At 69.2% G+C, this 21,065-nt stretch carries 13 protein-coding genes, 3 tRNA genes and 3 rRNA genes; 13 read left to right on the forward strand and 6 right to left on the reverse strand.

Annotated features, from left to right (window positions below; translation table 11 throughout):
• Nucleotides 1–502: 502 nt before the first annotated feature.
• The 6 genes from ACZ5HG_RS08295 to ACZ5HG_RS08320 all read left to right on the forward strand — a co-directional run bounded on the left by ACZ5HG_RS08295 (nt 503) and on the right by ACZ5HG_RS08320 (nt 8,865).
• A 16S ribosomal RNA gene (locus ACZ5HG_RS08295) occupies nt 503–2,025 on the forward strand.
• A 394-nt stretch (nt 2,026–2,419) separates the two neighbouring features.
• A 23S ribosomal RNA gene (locus tag ACZ5HG_RS08300) occupies nt 2,420–5,531 on the forward strand.
• Nucleotides 5,532–5,643: 112 nt separating this feature from the next.
• Nucleotides 5,644–5,760 (forward strand): 5S ribosomal RNA (rrf, locus tag ACZ5HG_RS08305).
• The 16S, 23S and 5S rRNA genes sit together here, the layout of an rRNA operon.
• Nucleotides 5,761–6,125: 365 nt before the next feature.
• A complete protein-coding gene (locus ACZ5HG_RS08310) occupies nt 6,126–7,691 on the forward strand; it encodes an alpha/beta hydrolase-fold protein (RefSeq protein ID WP_464181726.1) in 1,566 nt (521 codons plus the stop codon).
• 21 nt (nt 7,692–7,712) lie between these two features.
• On the forward strand, nt 7,713–8,357 hold the full coding sequence (locus ACZ5HG_RS08315; RefSeq protein WP_464181728.1) for a nucleoside/nucleotide kinase family protein: 645 nt from the start codon (nt 7,713–7,715) through the stop codon (nt 8,355–8,357).
• Between the two features lie 124 nt (nt 8,358–8,481).
• On the forward strand, nt 8,482–8,865 hold the full coding sequence (locus ACZ5HG_RS08320) for a hypothetical protein (protein ID WP_464181729.1): 384 nt from the start codon (nt 8,482–8,484) through the stop codon (nt 8,863–8,865).
• 88 nt (nt 8,866–8,953) lie between these two features.
• On the opposite strand, the gene ACZ5HG_RS08325 is transcribed toward ACZ5HG_RS08320, so the two are convergent.
• Nucleotides 8,954–9,811 (reverse strand): alpha/beta hydrolase, encoded by an 858-nt coding sequence (locus ACZ5HG_RS08325; RefSeq protein ID WP_464181731.1) that lies wholly within the window; start codon nt 9,809–9,811, stop codon nt 8,954–8,956.
• A gap of 289 nt (nt 9,812–10,100) precedes the next feature.
• Here ACZ5HG_RS08325 and ACZ5HG_RS08330 point away from each other — a divergent pair, with 289 nt between their 5' ends.
• The 3 genes from ACZ5HG_RS08330 (at nt 10,101) to ACZ5HG_RS08340 (ending at nt 14,916) form a co-directional block, all read left to right on the forward strand.
• Nucleotides 10,101–11,039, forward strand: a complete 939-nt coding sequence (locus ACZ5HG_RS08330) for a hypothetical protein (protein WP_464181732.1) — start codon at nt 10,101–10,103, stop codon at nt 11,037–11,039.
• Nucleotides 11,040–11,176: 137 nt separating this feature from the next.
• Complete coding sequence (locus tag ACZ5HG_RS08335; protein WP_464181733.1) at nt 11,177–12,910, forward strand: ABC transporter ATP-binding protein; 1,734 nt, start codon at nt 11,177–11,179, stop codon at nt 12,908–12,910.
• A complete protein-coding gene (locus tag ACZ5HG_RS08340; RefSeq protein WP_464181734.1) occupies nt 12,907–14,916 on the forward strand; it encodes an ABC transporter ATP-binding protein in 2,010 nt (669 codons plus the stop codon). Before ACZ5HG_RS08335 ends, ACZ5HG_RS08340 begins: the two co-directional genes overlap by 4 nt.
• A gap of 127 nt (nt 14,917–15,043) precedes the next feature.
• On the opposite strand, the gene ACZ5HG_RS08345 is transcribed toward ACZ5HG_RS08340, so the two are convergent.
• The gene (locus tag ACZ5HG_RS08345) at nt 15,044–15,979 is read right to left on the reverse strand and encodes an aldo/keto reductase (RefSeq protein ID WP_464181735.1); all 936 of its coding nucleotides are present in this window, start codon (nt 15,977–15,979) and stop codon (nt 15,044–15,046) included.
• A 113-nt stretch (nt 15,980–16,092) separates the two neighbouring features.
• Here ACZ5HG_RS08345 and ACZ5HG_RS08350 point away from each other — a divergent pair, with 113 nt between their 5' ends.
• Both ACZ5HG_RS08350 and ACZ5HG_RS08355 read left to right on the forward strand, forming a co-directional pair.
• Nucleotides 16,093–16,998 carry a LysR family transcriptional regulator gene (locus ACZ5HG_RS08350; RefSeq protein ID WP_464181737.1) on the forward strand — a complete coding sequence of 302 codons (906 nt, stop codon included), beginning with the start codon at nt 16,093–16,095 and terminating at the stop codon, nt 16,996–16,998.
• A gap of 49 nt (nt 16,999–17,047) precedes the next feature.
• The gene (locus ACZ5HG_RS08355; protein WP_464181738.1) at nt 17,048–18,001 is read left to right on the forward strand and encodes a hypothetical protein; all 954 of its coding nucleotides are present in this window, start codon (nt 17,048–17,050) and stop codon (nt 17,999–18,001) included.
• Between the two features lie 123 nt (nt 18,002–18,124).
• Here ACZ5HG_RS08355 and ACZ5HG_RS08360 read toward each other — a convergent pair.
• The 3 genes from ACZ5HG_RS08360 to ACZ5HG_RS08370 form a co-directional block, all read right to left on the reverse strand.
• Nucleotides 18,125–18,199: transfer RNA gene (locus tag ACZ5HG_RS08360), tRNA-Val, on the reverse strand.
• A 12-nt stretch (nt 18,200–18,211) separates the two neighbouring features.
• Nucleotides 18,212–18,282 (reverse strand) — tRNA-Cys (locus ACZ5HG_RS08365).
• A 51-nt stretch (nt 18,283–18,333) separates the two neighbouring features.
• A tRNA-Gly gene (locus ACZ5HG_RS08370) sits at nt 18,334–18,405 on the reverse strand.
• 177 nt (nt 18,406–18,582) lie between these two features.
• Between ACZ5HG_RS08370 and ACZ5HG_RS08375 the strand changes: the two genes are divergently transcribed.
• Together ACZ5HG_RS08375 and ACZ5HG_RS08380 are read left to right on the forward strand one after the other, a co-directional pair.
• The gene (locus tag ACZ5HG_RS08375; RefSeq protein WP_464181739.1) at nt 18,583–19,827 is read left to right on the forward strand and encodes a chorismate-binding protein; all 1,245 of its coding nucleotides are present in this window, start codon (nt 18,583–18,585) and stop codon (nt 19,825–19,827) included.
• Nucleotides 19,824–20,612: an aminotransferase class IV gene (locus ACZ5HG_RS08380; protein WP_464181741.1), complete on the forward strand. Its 789-nt coding sequence runs from the start codon at nt 19,824–19,826 to the stop codon at nt 20,610–20,612. The genes ACZ5HG_RS08375 and ACZ5HG_RS08380 overlap by 4 nt, the downstream gene beginning before the upstream one ends.
• A 13-nt stretch (nt 20,613–20,625) precedes the next feature.
• On the opposite strand, the gene ACZ5HG_RS08385 is transcribed toward ACZ5HG_RS08380, so the two are convergent.
• Nucleotides 20,626–21,054 (reverse strand): SsgA family sporulation/cell division regulator, encoded by a 429-nt coding sequence (locus ACZ5HG_RS08385; protein WP_464181743.1) that lies wholly within the window; start codon nt 21,052–21,054, stop codon nt 20,626–20,628.
• Nucleotides 21,055–21,065 lie beyond the last annotated feature (11 nt).

Consider the following 21,065-nt stretch of genomic DNA (forward strand, 5'->3'; position numbering starts at 1 on the left):
CCGAGTCGCCCCGCCAGGGAGGAACGGACACCGCGGATCTGAACCGTGGTGGCTGGTCCCGGGGAGCGGCCACTCCCTGTAGCATCGTGTGGCGCATTTCGGTGTGCCCGGTACGGTGCGTGCTGGGATGGCATTTGTTGGTTGTTTTCTTTCCGGTGAAACGGTGGGAAACGGGCCGGGAAATGTCTGGTAGGATTGAATGGCAGCCTCCGGTGCGAAGCGGTGAGAGCCGTTGAGCGGGGATGCGCGTCTGTTCTTTGAGAACTCAACAGTGTGCCTAGTAGTTGATGCCAAGATGGTTCATCGCTCGGGTGGTCTTGCCTCGTTCGGGGCAGGGTGCTTGTAGTGGTGGGTCTTGGCTTTGACTGGGAGTCGACCCCAACCCCGTTGGGGTGGCTTCCATAATCAAGCCGAATTTGACTGATCCGTCATCGCCAGCGGTGGTGGGTCGTTTCGTGTGTCGGTGGATCGCCTGCTTCGGTGGGTGGTTGCCATGTAGACATTTACGGAGAGTTTGATTCTGGCTCAGGACGAACGCTGGCGGCGTGCTTAACACATGCAAGTCGAACGGTGAAGGTGGAGCTTGCTCCGCTGGATCAGTGGCGAACGGGTGAGTAACACGTGAGTAACCTGCCCCTGACTCTGGGATAAGCCTTGGAAACGAGGTCTAATACTGGATATGTGACGTTCAGGCATCTGATGCGTCTGGAAAGATTTATCGGTCAGGGATGGGCTCGCGGCCTATCAGCTTGTTGGTGGGGTGATGGCCTACCAAGGCGACGACGGGTAGCCGGCCTGAGAGGGCGACCGGCCACACTGGGACTGAGACACGGCCCAGACTCCTACGGGAGGCAGCAGTGGGGAATATTGCACAATGGGCGCAAGCCTGATGCAGCGACGCCGCGTGAGGGATGAAGGCCTTCGGGTTGTAAACCTCTTTCAGCAGGGAAGAAGCGCAAGTGACGGTACCTGCAGAAGAAGCGCCGGCTAACTACGTGCCAGCAGCCGCGGTAATACGTAGGGCGCAAGCGTTGTCCGGAATTATTGGGCGTAAAGAGCTCGTAGGCGGTTTGTCGCGTCTGCTGTGAAAACTCGAGGCTCAACCTCGGGCTTGCAGTGGGTACGGGCAGACTAGAGTGCGGTAGGGGAGACTGGAATTCCTGGTGTAGCGGTGGAATGCGCAGATATCAGGAGGAACACCGATGGCGAAGGCAGGTCTCTGGGCCGCAACTGACGCTGAGGAGCGAAAGCATGGGGAGCGAACAGGATTAGATACCCTGGTAGTCCATGCCGTAAACGTTGGGCACTAGGTGTGGGGCTCATTCCACGAGTTCCGTGCCGCAGCAAACGCATTAAGTGCCCCGCCTGGGGAGTACGGCCGCAAGGCTAAAACTCAAAGAAATTGACGGGGGCCCGCACAAGCGGCGGAGCATGCGGATTAATTCGATGCAACGCGAAGAACCTTACCAAGGCTTGACATACACCGGAAACTTCCAGAGATGGTTGCCCCGCAAGGTCGGTGTACAGGTGGTGCATGGTTGTCGTCAGCTCGTGTCGTGAGATGTTGGGTTAAGTCCCGCAACGAGCGCAACCCTCGTCCTATGTTGCCAGCACGTGATGGTGGGGACTCATAGGAGACTGCCGGGGTCAACTCGGAGGAAGGTGGGGATGACGTCAAATCATCATGCCCCTTATGTCTTGGGCTTCACGCATGCTACAATGGCCGGTACAAAGGGCTGCGATACCGCGAGGTGGAGCGAATCCCAAAAAGCCGGTCTCAGTTCGGATTGGGGTCTGCAACTCGACCCCATGAAGTCGGAGTCGCTAGTAATCGCAGATCAGCAACGCTGCGGTGAATACGTTCCCGGGCCTTGTACACACCGCCCGTCAAGTCACGAAAGTCGGTAACACCCGAAGCCGGTGGCCCAACCCTTGTGGGGGGAGCCGTCGAAGGTGGGACTGGCGATTGGGACTAAGTCGTAACAAGGTAGCCGTACCGGAAGGTGCGGCTGGATCACCTCCTTTCTAAGGAGCTTCTGACATCGCCCCTGATGCTGTAGTGGCTCAGGGGGGTGTGCAGAGACCATGCTCAGGCCGTTCGCGTCTGGGGTGGTGCTCATGGGTGGAACATCAACTACGGTGACTCGTTTCGGGTCGGCGCCGCGTCAGTACCCCGCTTCGGTGGGTGGAACCTCGCATAGTCGGTCAGGGGATGGGTCGCTCAGGCACGCTGTTGGGTCCTGAGGGAACAGCCCGCTTTGGGGTGTTGCTTCTGACGGGTCCGGTCGGTCGGTCGAACCGCCCACCAGCTCACCGCGAGGTGAACGGTGTTGGGTAGGCGCTGGCGTAAGGTCGGGGATCGTTCGTTGTTTGAGAACTGTACAGTGGACGCGAGCATCTTTTGAAGTATTGTCTTTGTGGTCAAGTTTTTAAGGGCACAGGGTGGATGCCTTGGCACTAGGAGCCGAAGAAGGACGTTGTAGCCTGCGATAAGCCTCGGGGAGTTGGCAAACGAACCGTGATCCGAGGATGTCCGAATGGGGAAACCCCGCACGAGTCATGTCGTGTGACCCGCACCTGAATATATAGGGTGTGTGGAGGGAACGCCGGGAAGTGAAACATCTCAGTACCGGCAGGAAGAGATATTCCGTGAGTAGTGGCGAGCGAAAGCGGATCAGGCCAAACCGTATGCGTGTCAAGCCGGCAGGCGTTGCGTGTGCGGGGTTGTGGGACCTTTCAGTTGATTCTGCCGAGTCAGCAGGGAGTCAGAAAGTCGTGTCATAGTCGAAGGGCATTGAAAGGCCCGGCACAGAGGGTGGTACCCCCGTAGACGAAATGGCATGGCCTCCCGAAGGGGATCCCAAGTAGCACGGGGCCCGAGAAATCCCGTGTGAATCTGGCAAGACCACTTGCTAAGCCTAAATACTACCTAGTGACCGATAGCGGACAAGTACCGTGAGGGAAAGGTGAAAAGTACCCCGGGAGGGGAGTGAAATAGTACCTGAAACCGTGTGCCTACAATCCGTCGGAGCCTCCCTAGCAGGGGTGACGGCGTGCCTTTTGAAGAATGAGCCTGCGAGTTAGTGGTACGTGGCGAGGTTAACCCGTGTGGGGAAGCCGTAGCGAAAGCGAGTCCGAATAGGGCGATACAGTCGCGTGCTCTAGACCCGAAGCGAAGTGATCTAGCCATGGGCAGGTTGAAGCGCGGGTAAGACCGCGTGGAGGACCGAACCCACCTGGGTTGAAAACCGGGGGGATGACCTGTGGTTAGGGGTGAAAGGCCAATCAAACTTCGTGATAGCTGGTTCTCCCCGAAATGCATTTAGGTGCAGCCTCGCGTGTTTCTTGCCGGAGGTAGAGCTACTGGATAGCCGATGGGCCCTACCAGGTTACTGACGTTAGCCAAACTCCGAATGCCGGTAAGTGAGAGCGCGGGAGTGAGACTGCGGGGGATAAGCTCCGTAGTCGAGAGGGAAACAGCCCAGACCACCAGCTAAGGCCCCTAAGCGTATGCTAAGTGGGAAAGGATGTGGAGTTGCACAGACAACCAGGAGGTTGGCTTAGAAGCAGCCACCCTTGAAAGAGTGCGTAATAGCTCACTGGTCAAGTGATTCCGCGCCGACAATGTAGCGGGGCTCAAGTATACCGCCGAAGCTGTGGCATTCACACAACAGTTCAGCCTTCGTGGTTCAGACGTGTGGATGGGTAGGGGAGCGTCGTGTGGCGGGTGAAGCTGCGGGGTAACCCAGTGGTGGACGCCACACGAGTGAGAATGCAGGCATGAGTAGCGAATGACGGGTGAGAAACCCGTCCGCCGAATGACCAAGGGTTCCAGGGCCAGGCTAATCCGCCCTGGGTAAGTCGGGACCTAAGGCGAGGCCGACAGGCGTAGTCGATGGACAACGGGTTGATATTCCCGTACCGGCGAAGAACCGCCCATACCGAGCCCGGTGATGCTAAGCGCCCGAGCCCACGCACCGCTTCCTTCGGGGAGCACCGTGTGGGGGAGCGCGTGACCCGATCCGGTAGTAGGTAAGCGTATTAACAGGAGTGACGCAGGAAGGTAGCCCAGCGTGGCGATGGTAGTCCACGTCCAAGGCCGTAGGGTGAGTGGTAGGCAAATCCGCCACTCGTGAAGCCTGAGAACCGATGGTGACAGCGTATGCTGGATGATTGGGTGATCCTATGCTGCCGAGAAAAGCTTCGACGCGAGGTTCTAGCCGCCCGTACCCTAAACCGACTCAGGTGGTCAGGTAGAGAATACTAAGGCGATCGAGTGAATCGTGGTTAAGGAACTCGGCAAAATGCCCCCGTAACTTCGGGAGAAGGGGGGCCTGAAACGTGAACCGGCTTGCCCGGGGCAGCGTGGAGGGCCGCAGAGACCAGGGGGAAGCGACTGTTTACTAAAAACACAGGTCCGTGCGAAGTCGCAAGACGATGTATACGGACTGACGCCTGCCCGGTGCTGGAAGGTTAAGAGGACGGGTCAGCCGCAAGGCGAAGCTTAGAATTTAAGCCCCAGTAAACGGCGGTGGTAACTATAACCATCCTAAGGTAGCGAAATTCCTTGTCGGGTAAGTTCCGACCTGCACGAATGGCGTAACGACTTCCCCGCTGTCTCAACCGCGAACTCGGCGAAATTGCACTACGAGTAAAGATGCTCGTTACGCGCAGCAGGACGGAAAGACCCCGGGACCTTTACTATAGCTTGGTATTGGTGTTCGGTGCGGCTTGTGTAGGATAGGTGGGAGACTGTGAAGCCGGCACGCCAGTGTCGGTGGAGTCAACGTTGAAATACCACTCTGGTCGCTCTGGATATCTAACCTCGGTCCGTGATCCGGATCAGGGACAGTGCCTGGTGGGTAGTTTAACTGGGGCGGTTGCCTCCTAAAATGTAACGGAGGCGCTCAAAGGTTCCCTCAGCCTGGTTGGCAATCAGGTGGCGAGTGCAAGTGCACAAGGGAGCTTGACTGTGAGACTGACAGGTCGAGCAGGGACGAAAGTCGGAACTAGTGATCCGGCGGTGGCTTGTGGAAGCGCCGTCGCTCAACGGATAAAAGGTACCCCGGGGATAACAGGCTGATCTTGCCCAAGAGTCCATATCGACGGCATGGTTTGGCACCTCGATGTCGGCTCGTCGCATCCTGGGGCTGGAGTAGGTCCCAAGGGTTGGGCTGTTCGCCCATTAAAGCGGTACGCGAGCTGGGTTTAGAACGTCGTGAGACAGTTCGGTCCCTATCCGCTGCGCGCGCAGGAAACTTGAGAAGGGCTGTCCCTAGTACGAGAGGACCGGGACGGACGAACCTCTGGTGTGCCAGTTGTTCCGCCAGGAGCACGGCTGGTTGGCTACGTTCGGAAGGGATAACCGCTGAAAGCATCTAAGCGGGAAGCCTGCTTCAAGATGAGGTTTCCACGGACCTTCGGGTCTGAGAGGCTCCCGGCTAGACCACCGGGTAGATAGGCCGGATGTGGAAGGCAGGACTAACGACTGCCGCAGCTGACCGGTACTAATAAGCCGACAACTTCACCACAACACTTTTGATGTGTCGCGTCCACTGTGCGGTTCCCGAACCGCGAACACCCACCCCCCGCACGCGCCTTGCGTGCGGGTGGGTGGCCTGTGTTTGACAAGTTCGACAGAGTTACGGCGGTCATAGCGAAGGGGAAACGCCCGGTCCCATTCCGAACCCGGAAGCTAAGCCCTTCAGCGCCGATGGTACTGCACTCGCCAGGGTGTGGGAGAGTAGGACGCCGCCGGACACCATTTCACGAAGAGCCACCCCCTTGCGGGGGTGGCTCTTCGTCGTACCTGGACACTGATCCGTACCCGGACACTGATCCGTACCCGCACAATGATCCGTGCTCGGACATCGGTCGTGCTCGGATGAGGGCATTCCCGGACGATGCCACCGGGTCGCGCGACGGGATAGGGAGCACGCAGCGCGCTTTTCGTCCGCGTGACGGGATCGGAGCGCGCGGCTGACGCGAGCAGGTGTCAGCTCGTACCTAGGTGAGCGGGTGCGTGGTGGCGGGTTCGTGGGGCTGTGGGACCGGTCATGCGAGCGGCATCGTGGAGCGGGGTGCGGGCGACGCCTGACGGGGGCCTGAGCGCCTAGCCTGGGCGGATGACGTCGCAGCAGGCATCTCCGGGGCCACCGACGAGGACCGCGATGCTGCCGACCGGCGTCGGTCGGCGGCCGACTGCCGAGGAGGACGCCTTCCTCGCGCTGTCCGCGGTCGAGATCGGCATGCTCAGTGACGTGATCGGTGTGCAGGCCGGCACTCGCGCCGGTACGCCTGCTCGTTCTTCTGATCCTGCCGTCGTTGCGCGTGACGTCGGTGCGCGCGATGCCGAGGCCGCTGCCGGTTCCACGGACTGGTGGCGGGCTGTGGAGCACGCGGGGACGCCGCTGTGGTTCCCGGACGGGCTCGTCGATATCGGCTGTCGGCGATCGGGTGTGCCTACCGTTGTGTTCCTGCATCGTGACGCTTCGGAGGCGGGCGTCTATGTCGACCTCGTGGGGCTGACCGATCGGTCCGATCTGGCGTCCGGTGTGATGCGCCGGGTGCCAGGCACGGATGTGCGCATCGCGGCCTTCGGCGTCGAGCCGGGGTTCGTGGCGTCGTTCGGGTTCGTCTCGTTCAGCGGCGAGCTGGAGTCCCCTGCGGCGCGGGACACCTCGGAGGCGAGACGGTGGTGGCTCGGGGTGCTGGCGGGGTCGGGGCCCGATCCGTTGGCGCGGGTTCGACGTCAGGTGGTGCGGCAGGGCGCTCGGCGGTCGGTGGTCGAGGTGGCGGCGAACCCCGCGGTGGGTGACGCGAGGCGGCTGGACGCGGGGTCGGCGGACGCACCGCGGGCGGCTGGTCGGGTGGACGAGCGGGTGTGGGAGCGATCCGACGGAGTGGCGCAGCCGGCGTGGCTCTACCTGCCGTCGTCGCTCGGCGGAGAGACGGGTCGGGAACCCGGCAGCTCGTCCGGGTCTGGGGTGGGCCCGTCCGGCCACGCTGCCGGGTCCTCGACAGCGACGTCGGCCGCGACGTCGACAGGGGCTCCGGCAGGGGCCGTCGCCGAGGTCGGACTGCTGGTGCTCTTCGACGGGCGTCCGTGGGCGGAGTCGGTGCCGGTGGCTCCGGTGCTGGACGCGCTGCACGCGTCCGGGGCGATCCCGCCGACCGCGGCGGTGCTGCTGGACGCGATGGGGCCCGACCGGCGGGAGGCGGATCTCGCCCGTGATCCGGCCTACCTCGACCTGCTCGCGGACGAGCTGCTGCCGCAGGTGGTGGCACCGCTGCTGGCCGCGCGTGGGCTCACGCTGACGACCGATCCGGCGCGCACGGTGATCGCAGGGCAGTCCTACGGCGGGCTGGCGGCGTTCCGGGCGGTGGCGCGGCGACCGGACCGTTTCGGCGCGAGCGTGAGCCAGTCGGGGTCGCTGTGGTGGGCCGACGAGGATCCGTCCGGGGAGCCGGTGGTGGTCCGGTGGCTGCGCACCACCGCGCCGCGACGTGCACGCACGGTGCTCCAGGTCGGGGCGTACGAGGGGCCGATCACGGCGGCGAACGCGCAGGTGGCGTCGCTGGTGCGGGATCGCGGCGAGCACCTGGTGCACACGGTGGTGCCTGGCGGGCACGACTGGGCCTGGTGGTCGGTCCGGCTCGGCGAGGGGATCGTGGCGGCGCTGGGTCGCTGAGCGAGCGGGCAGACTGGGGCGGTGCGTGTCGAGCCGGTGAGTCCCGAGGTCGTGGTGCAGCGGCTCGTGGAGCGGGTGCTGGCGGCGGCGGAAGAGGCAGACCGCGCGGGCGGTCATGCGCGGGTGCTGGTCGACGGATCGCCGGCGACGGCACCGGAGCGGTGGGCGGATGCGCTGATGGAGCCGCTCCGGGCGGCAGGACGTGCGGCCGTGCGCGTCCGGGCGGAAGACTTCCTGCGGCCGGCCGGCGTGCGGTTCGAGTTCGGGCGGGAGGATCCCGACGCGCTGCTCGACACCGCCCTGGACGACGGTGCGCTGATCCGCGAGGTGCTCGACCCGCTGGGCCCGGAGGGTGACGGGACCTACCTGCCGGCGCTGTGGGACGCGGTGCGCGAGCGGTCGGCGCGGGCGGTCCGGGTCGAGGCGCCGGCCGGGGCGGCGCTGCTGCTCGACGGCGGTCTGCTGCTCGGGCGGTGGCTGCCGGCCGACCTGAGCGTGCACCTGGCCGTGCGGCCGGCGACGCTGGAACGGCTGACCGCACCTGCCGACCGTTGGCGGCTGGCGGCGGAGCACCGGTACGCGGACGAGGTCGACCCCGAGGGCGTGGCGGACGTCGTGGTGCGGGTGGACGACCCGCGCCACCCGGGCTGGGTCACCGAGCGCTGATCCCGATCCGTCGCGTCCGGCGTCCGACGTGCGATGCCTCGCTCCCGTCCGCCCGGTGCGCCGTCGCGTCGGGGTCCGGGACCCGTCGCGCCGAGCCAATACCCCATGGGGGTATCCTGTGCCGGTGAGCACGAGCGACACGGCGGACGACCGTCCCGGGCTGACCGCGTGCAGCCTGTGCGCGGGGGAGACCCTCGAGGGTCGGGACGACCACCCCGGCGGTCAGGCGGCCCGGGTCGCGGCCCTGGCGGACGTCGCGCGGGTGACCACCGTGGAGTGCCTGGACGAGTGCGAGCGCGGTGACGTGCTGGTGGTGCGCCCCGGACCGGGCGGCCGGCGTGCCGGCGGTCGGCCGGTGTGGTTCGAGCGGCTCGCCGGGGACGAGGACACCGCCGCGCTGCGCGGGTGGCTCGCCGACGGCGGACCCGGCCGGGTGCCGATGCCCGACGCGCTGGCCCCGCGGGTGCTGCACCGGTCCGCCGCCGCGGAGTCGGCCGTCGACGCCTGAGCGCGGAGCGCCCGCACGGGTGCCGCGTCGCGCCGGTGCCCACCAGCCTCGACAGGCGGGACGGGTGGGCACCGGTGCCGACGTGCGGTCAGGCGGCCCCGACCGGCGTGGTCCGGGCGTGCTCGACGGCCCAGTCGAGCGCGAGGTCGGCGACGGCCTCCCAGCCCGGCTCCGCGCAGGTCCAGTGCGAGCGCCCGGGCAGCTCCTGGTACTCGGTGATCGCCGGGGACTTCTCGTACTTCTTGGCGTTCCCGCGGTTCACCGAGGCGGGCATGATGTGGTCCTCCCCGCCGGCGATGAACAGCAGCGGTGCGCGGTCCTGCGCGTAGTCGACCCAGGTCTCCTGGTGACCGGGCTTGAAGTTCGCGATCAGCCCGTACGCCCAGATCCATGATCCCGGGGCCGCGATGGCGTACTTCGCGTGCACGGCGTCGGAGTCCTCGCGGCTGAGCGTGTTCGCGAAGGCGTAGTGGAACTGCTCGGGCGTGAAGGCCAGCGCCTCGTGCCGGCTCGACGGGTGGGTGAACGCGGGCAGCAGCGACTTGAGCTGCGAGGGCGGCGTCACGTAGACGTTCTCGGTCGGTGCGGAGTCGATCACCACGCCGGCGGCGCCCAGCCCGCGGGCGAGCAGCAGCTGGGTCAGCGTGCCGCCGAAGGAGTGGCCGATGATGATCGGCGGCTTGCCCAGGCCCTCGATCACGGCGGCGAGGTGGTCGACGGTCTCCGGGACGGTGAGTCGGGCGATGATCTCCGGCCGCTCGCGGAGCGCCTCGACCTCGATGTCGAAGCCGGGGTAGGCCGGTGCGATCACCCGGTACCCCTTCGCCTCGTAGTAGGGCACCCAGTGCTCCCAGGAGCGGGGTGTCATCCAGAGGCCGTGCACGAGCACGACGGTGTCGGGTGCGGCGGCGTCGGGGCCGTTGGTGGGCAGAGGTGCAGCGTTCATGGGGACTCCCGAGGGGGATGTCGGCGCGAGGTGCGATCACGGTGCGGTGTCGGCGGTGGCCTGGTCGGCCCGCCGGATCGACGACCGGGGCGCATCGGCTCCGGTCAGGCGCGCGGGGATCCGGGTGGGGGAGCGCGTCCGGACCTGTCGCCCGGGTCCTGCGCTGCCCATCGCCCGGGTGCTGCCCCCGTGGAGCACATCATGGTGGGAGCGATCTCCCGAGGGGAAGGCCCTGGGCCCGGGGCACCTGCGGTGGGATGATGCCGCGAGGAGCACGAGGAGGTGCGCGATGGTGCGGACGACGACGGCGCAGGGGCCCGGCAGCACGGCGGAGTACGACGCGTTCGGGCCGTGGGTCGACCCGGTGCGCTCGGTCGAGGAGCTGCCGCGGCTGTACCGCGACCAGGGGATCGACCCGGCAGCCGAACGACTGGTGCTCAAGGTGCCGCGCGACGTGCAGCGGCGGGACGCGACGCCGGACATGGATCTCTACGACCACCTGCTCGTGCTCGGCGACCGCGGGCTCACGGTGCTGAGCCGGGACGGCGCGGCGGTGGTCCGGCACGAGGTGGCCCACGACCAGGTGGCCGCGGTGCGCACCCAGGTCAACCTGCTCGACGGTCGGCTGCGGGTGCAGGCCCGCGACGGGTCCGAGGTGCTGGTGCGGTTCTCCGGATCCTCCGCGGAGCCGGTGCAGCAGCTCGTCGACCTGCTGCGGGCAGCGGCCTGGCCGACGCCGGCGGACGCGGGCGGCACCGAGCCGGCGCGACCGCTGGACCGGCACGCCCTGGGCGACCGGGAGCTCGGGCTGATGACCGTGTACCGGGACGCGCTGCGCTCCTCGCCGGGGGTGCGCACGCTCGCCGCCGAGCCCCGCCGGGTCGTCGCGCCGGTGGCGGGCGGACCGACCCGGCTGCTGCACGCCCTGCGCCCGATGACGCTGCACGCGGTGCTGGTGTGCGCGGACGCCACCGAGCTCCAGGTGTTCGGGCGGGCGCACCCGCTGGTGCGGGGACGGACCCCGGACCACTCGTGGTCGCGGCTGGTGCTGCCGCTCGCCGGGATCACCGACGTGCGGGCGGTGGCCGACCCGCGCTACCGGGGCGTGACGACGGTGACCCTGGTGCTGGGGCGTGCGCAGGTGCACCTCCCCGTGCGCTCCGGGTCGGAGCCGGCGGAGGTCCTCGCCGGCCTCGGTCACCCGCACGGGGCCCGGCACCGGGGCTGAGTGCGAAAACCTCCATATCAAGCGGTGGATGTCGGAGGCTGTGCGTACCCTCGTCCAGCAGACCGCGGACCGTCCCCAGCCGGGCCGCGTGCACCCACCAGATCGACGACCCCCGCGCCCACCCCTCGGAGGCCTCCGTGCTCGCCCGCCTGCTCCTGCGCTACATGCGCCCCTACCGCTGGTACCTCGCCGGCGTGCTGGTCTTCCAGCTCGCGTCGGCGCTGGGCATGCTCTACCTGCCCAGCCTGAACGCCGACATCATCGACCAGGGTGTGGCCCTGGGTGACACCGGCTACATCTGGCGGACCGGCGGCTTCATGCTCGCCGTCTCGCTGGGACAGATCGTCGCCGCGATCATCGCCACCTACTTCGCCGCCCGCGCGGCCATGCAGGTCGGCCGCGACCTGCGCGACGACGTCTACGGGCGGGTCAGCGGCTTCTCCGAGCGCGAGGTCTCGACCTTCGGCGCCGGGTCGCTGATCACCCGCAACACCAACGACGTCCAGCAGGTGCAGATGCTGGCGATGATGGGCGCGACCATGCTGGTGAGCGCGCCGATGCTCGCGATCGGCGGCATCGTCATGGCGCTGCGCCAGGACGTCGGGCTGTCCTGGCTGATCGGCGTGTCCGTCCCGGCGCTGCTGCTCATCGCCGGTGTGGTGATCAGCCGGATGGTCCCGCTGTTCCGCTCCTACCAGGGCAAGCTGGACGGGGTGAACCGCATCATGCGGGAGCAGCTCACCGGCGTGCGCGTGGTGCGGGCCTTCGTGCGCGAGGACATCGAGGCGGAGCGCTTCCGCGGCGCGAACACCGACATCATGGTCGTCGGCCGCAAGATCGGCTCCCTGTTCGTCGTGCTGTTCCCGCTGGCGATGCTCGTGCTCAACGTGACCGTGGTCGGCGTGATCTGGTTCGGTGCGATCGAGATCGACAAGGGCGACGTGCAGATCGGGACGCTGCTGGCGTTCATGCAGTACATCGGCCAGATCCTGTTCGGCGTCCTGATGGCGTCGTTCATGACGGTGATGATCCCGCGCGCCGCGGTGTCCGCCGAGCGCATCTCCGAGGTGCTGGCGAGCGAGACGGCGCTGGCCGAGCCCGCCGAACCGGTGCACGACCTGCCGCGCCCCGGCGAGGTCGCCTTCGAGGACGTCACCTTCGCCTACCCGGAGGCCGAGCACCCGGTGCTCGACGGCATCACCTTCACCGCCCGCCCCGGCGACACGCTCGCCGTGATCGGTTCCACCGGCGCCGGCAAGACCACGCTCGTCTCGCTGATCCCGCGGCTGTTCGACGTCACCGGCGGCACCGTGCGGGTCGGCGGCGTGGACGTGAAGGACGTCGAGCTCGAGCGGCTGTGGCGCAGCATCGGCCTGGTGCCGCAGCGCCCGTTCCTGTTCGCCGGCACGGTCGCGTCGAACCTGCGCCTCGGTGACGCGGACGCCACCGACGCCGACCTGTGGCGCGCGCTGGAGATCGCCCAGGCCAGCGACTTCGTCGCCCAGATGGACGGCGGCCTGGAGGCCCGGATCGCCCAGGGCGGCACCAACGTCTCCGGCGGGCAGCGGCAGCGGCTCGCCATCGCGCGCGCGATCGTGCGCCGGCCGGACGTGCTGGTCTTCGACGACTCGTTCTCCGCGCTCGACCTGGCGACCGACGCCCGGCTGCGGCAGGCGCTGTGGCGCGAGCTTCCCGACGTCACCAAGATCGTCGTCGCCCAGCGGGTGTCCACCGTGACCTCCGCGGACGCCATCCTCGTGCTGGAGGACGGTCGCGTGGCCGGGCTCGGCACCCACGAGCAGCTGCTCGAGACCAACCAGACCTACCGCGAGATCGCGGAGTCCCAGCTCTCCGTGGAGGCCGGCGCATGAGCGACAAGACGACCACCACCCCGGCGGAGCCCGAGCTCACCGAGGACGAGAAGTACGAGATCGAGCTCGGCGAGCAGGCGCGCATCGCGGCCGACTCCTGGGACTCCGTGGCCCCGGGCAAGGCGGACAACTTCAAGGAGTCGTTCGGGCGGATGCTCGGGCTGCTCCGCCCGTACAGCGCCGCGCTGATCGCGGTGACGATCATGGGTGCGGCGGGCGTGGTGCTCACCGTGCTCGCCCCCAAGGTGCTCGGCCGGGCCACCGACGCGGTGTTCACCGGGTTCCTGTCCCGGCAGATCCCCGCGGGCATCACGCAGGAGCAGGCCGTCGAGGGGCTGCGCGCGCAGGGTCAGGACACCTTCGCTTCGATCGTCGAGGGTGCGGACGGCCTGGTGCCCGGTGCGGGCATCGACTTCGACCTGCTGGGCCGCCTGCTGCTGACCGTGCTGGCGCTGTACGTGGCCGGGGCGTTCCTCATGTGGGCGCAGGGCTACATCATCAACGTCGTCATGGTCCGGGCCATGTGGCGGCTGCGCGAGCAGGTCGAGCAGAAGATCAACCGGCTGCCGCTGGCGTACTTCGACAAGGTGCAGCGCGGCGAGCTGATCTCGCGCGTCACCAACGACATCGACAACATCACGCAGACCATGCAGCAGTCGCTGTCCTCGGCGCTGACCTCGGTGCTCACCGTGATCGGCGTGCTGGTGATGATGTTCTCGATCTCCTGGCAGCTGGCGCTGATCGCGCTGGTGTCGATCCCGCTGATGGGCGTGATCTTCGGGGTGATCGGCCCGAAGTCGCAGAAGGCCTTCGGCACCCAGTGGCGCAAGGTCGGCCGGCTGAACGCACGCGTCGAGGAGTCGTTCTCCGGGCATGCGCTGGTCAAGGTGTTCAGCCGCCGCCAGGACTTCGGCGACAAGTTCCGCGCCGAGAACGAGGAGCTCTACCAGGCGTCGTTCAAGGCGCAGTTCCTGTCCGGGATCATCTGGCCGGGCATGTCCTTCGTCGGCAACCTGACCTACGTCGGGATCGCGGTGGTCGGCGGCCTCATGGTCGCGAGCGGATCGATGGGTCTCGGCTCGGTGCAGGCCTTCATCCAGTACTCGCAGATGTTCACCCAGCCGCTGTCCGAGCTGGGCGGCATGGCCGCGGTGGTGCAGTCCGGCACCGCCTCCGCCGAGCGCGTGTTCCAGCTGCTCGACGAGGACGAGCAGTCCGCGGACGACCCGCAGGCGCCGGCACCCGCCGAGGGCGACGGCACGATCGAGTTCGACCACGTGGCGTTCTCGTACAGCGCGGACCAGCCGCTGATCTCCGACCTGTCGTTCACGGTGCGCCCCGGCCAGACCGTCGCGATCGTCGGGCCGACCGGCGCCGGCAAGACCACCCTGGTCAACCTGCTGATGCGGTTCTACGAGCTGGACGGCGGGCGGATCCTGGTGAACGGCCAGGACATCGCCACCCTGAGCCGGCACGACGCCCGCGCCCGGACCGGCATGGTGCTCCAGGACCCGTGGCTGTTCTCCGGCACGATCCGCGAGAACATCCGCTACGGCCGGCAGAGCGCGACGGACGAGGAGATCCTCGCCGCGGCGCAGGCCACCTACGTCGACCGCTTCGTGCACTCGCTGCCGCAGGGGTACGACACCGTGCTCGAGGAGGACGCCGCCAACCTGTCGGCGGGGGAGAAGCAGCTGATCACGATCGCCCGCGCGTTCGTGGCCCAGCCCTCGGTGCTGATCCTGGACGAGGCGACCTCCTCGGTGGACACCCGCACCGAGCGGCTGCTCCAGCGGGCGATGGCCTCGCTGCGCCAGGGCCGCACCTCCTTCGTGATCGCGCACCGGCTGTCCACGATCCGCGACGCCGACCTCATCCTCGTGATGGAGCACGGCGCGATCGTGGAGCAGGGCACGCACGACGCGCTCATCGAGGCGCAGGGCGCGTACCACCGGCTGTACCAGTCGCAGTTCGCCGGTGCGGTGGTGGACGAGGACGCCGCCTGAGCCGGTGAGCGCGGCCGATCGATCCGGGTGACCGGGGTCGATCGGTGGCCGGCAGGGACGAGACGAGGCCGGGTGGTCGCCCCCGTGAGGGAGCGGCCACCCGGCCTCGGTCGTCTGTCGCCCGGGATCAGGGCACGATGTGCCCGGCGGCGCGGAACAGCTCGTACCACTCGGCCCGGGTCAGCGGCAGGTCCGAGCCCTGCGCGGCACCGGCCACCCGCTCCGGCGTGGTGGTGCCGAGCACGACCTGCATGTGCGCGGGGTGCCGGGTGATCCACGCGGTCGCGATGGCGATCGGCGGCACGTCGTACTGCGCGGCCAGCCGGTCGATCACGGCGTTGAGGTCGGCGTACTCCGGGTTGCCGAGGAAGGTGCCGGTGAAGAACCCGCCCTGGAACGGCGACCACGCCTGCACGGTGATGTCGTGCAGCCGGCAGTAGTCGAGGATGCCGCCGGCGTCCCGGGTGACCGACTGATCGGCGCCGACCATGTTCGCGGAGACGCCCTGCGCCACGATCGCGGCGTGCGTGATCGACAGCTGGAGCTGGTTGGCGACGATCGGCTGCTGGACGGACCGACGCAGCAGCTCGATCTGCCCCGGCGTGTGGTTGGAGACACCGAAGGCGCGCACCTTGCCGGCGGCGGCGAGCTCGTCGAAGGCGCGGGCGACCTCGTCCGGCTCGACCAGCGCGTCCGGGCGGTGCAGCAGCAGGATGTCGAGGTAGTCGGTGCGCAGCGCCTGCAGCGAGCCCTCCACCGACGCCAGGATGTGCTCGTAGGAGAAGTCGAAGTACGGGCCGTCCTTCACGATGCCGCACTTGGTCTGGATGGTGACGGCCTCGCGCTCGGACGGGCTGAGGTCCATGGCGGCGGCGAACCGCGCCTCGCACTCGTGCATGTCGCCGCCGTAGACGTCCGCGTGGTCGACGAAGTCGATGCCGGCGTCGCGCGCCGTGCGGACCAGGGTACGGATCTCGTCGTCGGACTTGTCCGCGATGCGCATCAGGCCGAGCACGACGTTCGGGGCGACGATCTCGGTGCCGGGCAGGGTGAAGGTCTTCATGGGGTGGGGCTCCTCCTGGAGTGACGTCCTCGTCGGTGCTCTCGACCCTAGGTACCCTCGGCATCAGAAGTCCAACGACTGACGGTCATGGCATTCAGAAGCGGAGTCGATCAATGGATCTGCGGCAGATGGAGTACGTCGTCGCGCTCGCCGAGGAGCAGCAGTTCACCCGCGCCGCCGCGCTGTGCGGCGTCTCGCAGTCCGGCCTCTCGGCGGCGATCCGCGCGCTGGAGGACGAGCTCGGCACCCGGCTGTTCGCGCGCAGCACCCGCAGCGTCACGCCGACCGCCGCCGGCCTGGCCCTGCTGCCGCACGCCCGCTCGCTGCTCGACGGCGCCGCCGCCGGTCGGGACGCCGTGGTCCGGGCGACGCGCGAGCTCGACGGCACGCTGCGGCTGGGCGCCGAGCAGTGCCTCGGCGTGGTGGACGTGCCGCCGCTGCTGGAGCGGTTCCGGCGCCGGTACCCGCAGGTGGACATCGCCTTCACCCAGGCCGGTTCGCACGAGCTGGTGCAGGCGGTGCGATCCGGCGACCTGGACCTCGCCCTGGTCGCCACCGAGGAGCACCTCGCCGGCGCGCAGCGGTTCGAGCTCGGCCGCCGCGAGGTGGTGCTGCTCTGCCCGCCCGGGCACCCGCTGGCCGCCACCACCCGCCTGCCGTGGTCCGCGCTGGCCGGGCACGACTTCGTCGACTTCCACCCGAGCTGGGGCGTGCGGTCGCTGAACGACACGGTCTGCGCCGGTCACGGAGTCACCCGGCAGGTCCGCTGCACGGTGAACGACATCCACACCCTGCTCGACCTGGTGGGCCGCGGGCTCGGCGTCGCGCTGGTGCCGCAGCACGTCGCGGCCAAGCCGCAGGCCGCCGGGCTGGTCACCGTGCGGCTGGCGCAGGAGGCGTGGTGGGTGGTGCACGCGATCACCGGACGTGGGCCGAGCCTGGCCCCCCGGCTGCTGGAGCTGCTCGACCCGGAGGTGGGGGAGGGCGAGGTGGCGACCGCGGTCGCTGCCGGCGCCTGAGCGTGCGGACCGGCCACGCGGGTCGGGGCGGTGTGCCACGATCGCGGGCATGACAGCCGATCGGCGGGCGCGGACGCCGGCCATCGCGCGGCGCCGTGCCACCTCCGCCGTGCCGGGGCCCGCCACCCGTGCCCTGCCGGTGCGTGCCGGCCGTGCGCGCCCTCGGCCCGGTGCCCGCGCCGTCCTCGGCCTCGTGCTGCTGCTCGCCGGGTGCGCGACCCCGCCCGGCTCGGCCGGTGCGTCGGGCGGGCCGGCCAGCGCCGCCGTGCCGCCAGCGCCCACCCCGGGGATCACCGGCCCCGCCGATCCGCCCGCGGACACCACCGGCTGGACGCTCTCCGTGGCGGACGTCACCGAGGTGCTGCCCGGCGACGGGCCCAGCAGCCTGCTGCTGCGGACGGTGGTCGTGGCCGTCGCCCCGAGCTGTGCGGATCAGCCGGAGATCACCCACTCGGTCTGGGAGAACGGGATGTTCTCCGCCACGATCGCGGCGCCGGTCTCGGATGCCACCCAGCAGTTCGGCGGCCCGTGCGCCGAGGGCGCGGCGACGGGCGAGGTGCTGGTCGACCTCGGGCGGTCGCCGGACGGCGCGGTGCTCGTGCTGAACGAGCAGACCTGGGAGCCCGGGCCGGACGGCGCGTACCAGCGCTGCGACGAGTTCCTCGGCTGCGGCGAACCGCCCGCCGACCCCTGCGAGGGCTACACCGGCCGGTTCATCGCGCGGATCGACGCACCACGCGGCGCGAGCACGGGCATCGAGTCCTGCGACGGCACCTGGATGATCTTCCGGGTGGATCCCTCGTCGGGGCTGTGCGGCCCCCAGGACGGTGAGCCGACCTGTGACGTGCCCTCGGACCGGCGGTACGCGGTCCTGTGGTTCGACGCCTCGATCCCGGCGTGGGTGGAACGAGACTGGATCAACGAGCGACGGAGCTGCGACGAGGTGCTGGCCGCGCTGCCGGACCTGCCGGAGGCGATGTGTCGGGACCTGGTCGTGCCCTGACGACCGTGCCGTGGCAGGGGAGCCGTGAGCGGGCGCGCTCCGTGCCGGAGAACGGCAGGGCCGAAGAACGATGGAGCCGCAGAACGGCAGAACCCCCAGGTCAGGAGACCTGGGGGTTCGTGCTGGTGGGCGATACTGGGATCGAACCAGTGACCTCTTCCGTGTCAGGGAAGCGCGCTACCGCTGCGCCAATCGCCCGGGGTGCATACGAGGTGGAGACGGGATTCGAACCCGTGTATACGGCTTTGCAGGCCGCTGCCTCGCCTCTCGGCCACTCCACCCTGAGACCTCAGTCCTCAGCGACCGGTAGGTCGGCCGGGAGTCTGCCTCCGAGCGGACGACGGGATTCGAACCCGCGACCCTCACCTTGGCAAGGTGATGCTCTACCACTGAGCCACGTCCGCGCGTCACTTCCCACCGGCGTTTTCCCCGGTGTTCCGTGGTGCGAGAAGAACTCTAGCCTGAGATTCCGGGAAGAGTCCAACTGGCGTCTTGCACGGCTGAAGTTCCGCGTGATCATGCGGAACTCCTCGACGCCGACCAGCCCGAGGACCGGCGGAGCACCCGGGTAGCGTGACGCCATGCCCCCGCACGGAGCCCCGTCGACGCCCCCCGCGCCGCTCGCGCACCCCCTCGGCACCGTCGACGGCCCCGAGCGTGACGGTGCGCCGGGGGAGGCGTGGTTCGTGGGTCGCGCGCTGCGCGGGGTGGTGGAGCACGTGCCCGACGTCGCCGCGGAGCCGGAGCGGCTGCGTGCGCCGGGGCACTGGGTGCTGGTGGGGGAGTTCGAGGGCCCGGTGGCGGCCTGGCGGTTCGCCGAGCGCACCGACGCCTGGCGCACCGACCTCGCACGCACCGACGCCGTGCCGCCCGCGTCCGTCGCCCCCGACGCGCCGACCCCGCCGACAGCCCTCGTCGCGTCGGCCGGCCCCTGGCGCGGACCCCGGCGCGACGCGTGGACCACCTCCGCCGACGAGGCCGCGTACACCGACGCCGTGCAGCGGGTGCGGGCGACGATCCGGGAGGGCGGCGTCTACCAGGCGAACCTCTGCCGGGTGCTGAGCGCCCCGCTCCCGGCCGACGGCGCCGCAGCCGACCCCGCGCGCACCGAGCCCGACGCGCGCGCCCTGGCGGCCGTGCTGGCCGCCGGCAACCCCGCCCCCTACGCCGGCGGGGTGCACGTGCCCGCCGGGGGCGACGTCCCGCCGGTGTGGGTGGTGAGCGCGTCGCCGGAGCTGTTCCTGCGGATCGAGGACGGCTGGGTGACGTCGGCGCCGATCAAGGGCACGGCGGTCACCGCCGCGGGGCTGACCGCCAAGGACCGGGCGGAGAACGTGATGATCACCGACCTGGTGCGCAACGACCTCCAGCAGGTGTGCGAGCCCGGCACGGTGGAGGTGACGACGCTGCTCGGCGTGGAGCGGCACCCCGGGCTGGTGCACCTGGTGTCGACGGTGCGCGGGCGGATCGCGGCGGACGTGCTCGGTGCGGGGGACCTGTGGGCGCGGCTGCTCGGGGCGACCTACCCGCCGGGATCGGTGTCGGGGGCGCCGAAGCGCGCGGCGCTGGACCTGATCGAGCGGCTGGAGCCGGAGCGACGCGGGCCGTACTGCGGGGCGGTCGGCTGGGTGGAGGTGGCGGAGGACGGCACGGTGCGCGCGGAGGTGGCGGTGGGCATCCGGACGTTCTGGTGGTCGGACGGGGTGCTGCGCTTCGGCACCGGCGCCGGGATCACCTGGGGCAGCGACCCGGCGGGCGAGTGGGCGGAGACGGAGCTCAAGGCGGCGCGGCTGGTCGCGCTGGCGTCGACGGAGGAGGACGCATGACGGTCTGGGCCGGTGGACGCCTGATCGATCCCACGGAGCCGGTCTACGGCGCGCAGGACCCGGTCGCCACGCACGGGTTGGGGCTGTTCGAGACCTGCCGGGTGCTCGACGGTCGAGTGGTGGCCCTCGAGCGGCACCTGGCGCGGCTGTCCCGGTCGGCGCAGGCACTGGGGCTGGCGCTCGACCTCGGCGCGGTGCGGGCAGGGGTCGCGGCGGTGCTGGGCCCGGACGTGCAGCGCGTGCGGGTGACGATCGGCTCGCCCGCCGGTCCGGTGGTGGTCGGGGGACCCGCCCCGGTGCGCGGCGAGCCGACGGCCCGGCGGTCGGCCTGGGTGCGCAACGAGCGCTCGCCGCTGGCCGGGCACAAGTCGACCGCCTACGCCGCCGACGCGCTGGCCCTGGCGGACGCGCGCGAGCACGGCGCGGACGAGGCGCTGCTGGCCGACACCCGGGGGCACCTCAGCGAGGGCGCCACCTCGAACGTGTACGTGGAGGTCGACGGCGTGCTGCTCACCCCCTCGCTCGCCAGCGGCTGCCTGCCGGGGATCGCGCGCGAGCTGGTGCTGGGGTGGGCGCGCGAGGAGGGCATGCCGGTGCGGGAGGCCGAGGTGCCGTGGTCGGTGCTGGAGCGCGTGACGGCGGGGGAGGCGGGGCTGGCGATCAGCAACGCCCTGCGCGGCTTCGTGCCGGTGCGCGCGCTGGACGGCGTGCCGGTGGCGGGCACGCCGCTGGTCGACGCCGTGCGCGCGATGGTGGACCGCCGGGTGGCGGCCGGTGAGGACTGAGCGGGCGGGCCGGTCAGGCGGTGAGCAGCGCCGCGATGAGCGCGGTGATCTCGCTCTCCATGCGGTCGCTCTCGGTGCCCAGGGCGACGAGCTGCTCGGTGGCCGTGAGGAACCGCTCCAGCGGCTCGGACGGCGCCGCGAGCAGCGCGCTGCCCTCGATGCCGGTCAGCGAGATCAGCGTGAACATCGGGTCCTCGTCGCGCCAGACCTGCACGTCACCGGTGCCGGCCGGGTCCTCGGAGTCGGCGAGCATGCCCTGGAGCAGCAGCTCGCGCCCGAGCAGCCACACCGAGGTGGACTGGGGCGAGGTGAACACGGCACGCACCGTGTAGGGGTCGCCGGCGCGGTACGACAGCTCCGCGGTGACCGGCAGGACGCTGGCGTCGGAGCTGATGAGCTGCATGGCGACGGACTCGACGACGTCGTACGAGCGCTGGGCCACCGCATCCTCCT

The sequence above is a fragment of the Cellulomonas sp. GTC20042 genome, assembly GCF_055389595.1.

Bases quoted from the DNA above. Each gene is read 5' to 3' on its own strand.
- ACZ5HG_RS08310 (WP_464181726.1), top strand. From the start codon at position 6,126: ATGACGTCGCAGCAGGCATCTCCGGGGCCACCGACGAGGACCGCGATG.
- ACZ5HG_RS08325 (WP_464181731.1), bottom strand. From the start codon at position 9,811: ATGAACGCTGCACCTCTGCCCACCAACGGCCCCGACGCCGCCGCACCC.
- ACZ5HG_RS08330 (WP_464181732.1), top strand. From the start codon at position 10,101: ATGGTGCGGACGACGACGGCGCAGGGGCCCGGCAGCACGGCGGAGTAC.
- ACZ5HG_RS08340 (WP_464181734.1), top strand. From the start codon at position 12,907: ATGAGCGACAAGACGACCACCACCCCGGCGGAGCCCGAGCTCACCGAG.
- ACZ5HG_RS08345 (WP_464181735.1), bottom strand. From the start codon at position 15,979: ATGAAGACCTTCACCCTGCCCGGCACCGAGATCGTCGCCCCGAACGTC.
- ACZ5HG_RS08350 (WP_464181737.1), top strand. From the start codon at position 16,093: ATGGATCTGCGGCAGATGGAGTACGTCGTCGCGCTCGCCGAGGAGCAG.
- ACZ5HG_RS08355 (WP_464181738.1), top strand. From the start codon at position 17,048: ATGACAGCCGATCGGCGGGCGCGGACGCCGGCCATCGCGCGGCGCCGT.
- ACZ5HG_RS08375 (WP_464181739.1), top strand. From the start codon at position 18,583: ATGCCCCCGCACGGAGCCCCGTCGACGCCCCCCGCGCCGCTCGCGCAC.
- ACZ5HG_RS08380 (WP_464181741.1), top strand. From the start codon at position 19,824: ATGACGGTCTGGGCCGGTGGACGCCTGATCGATCCCACGGAGCCGGTC.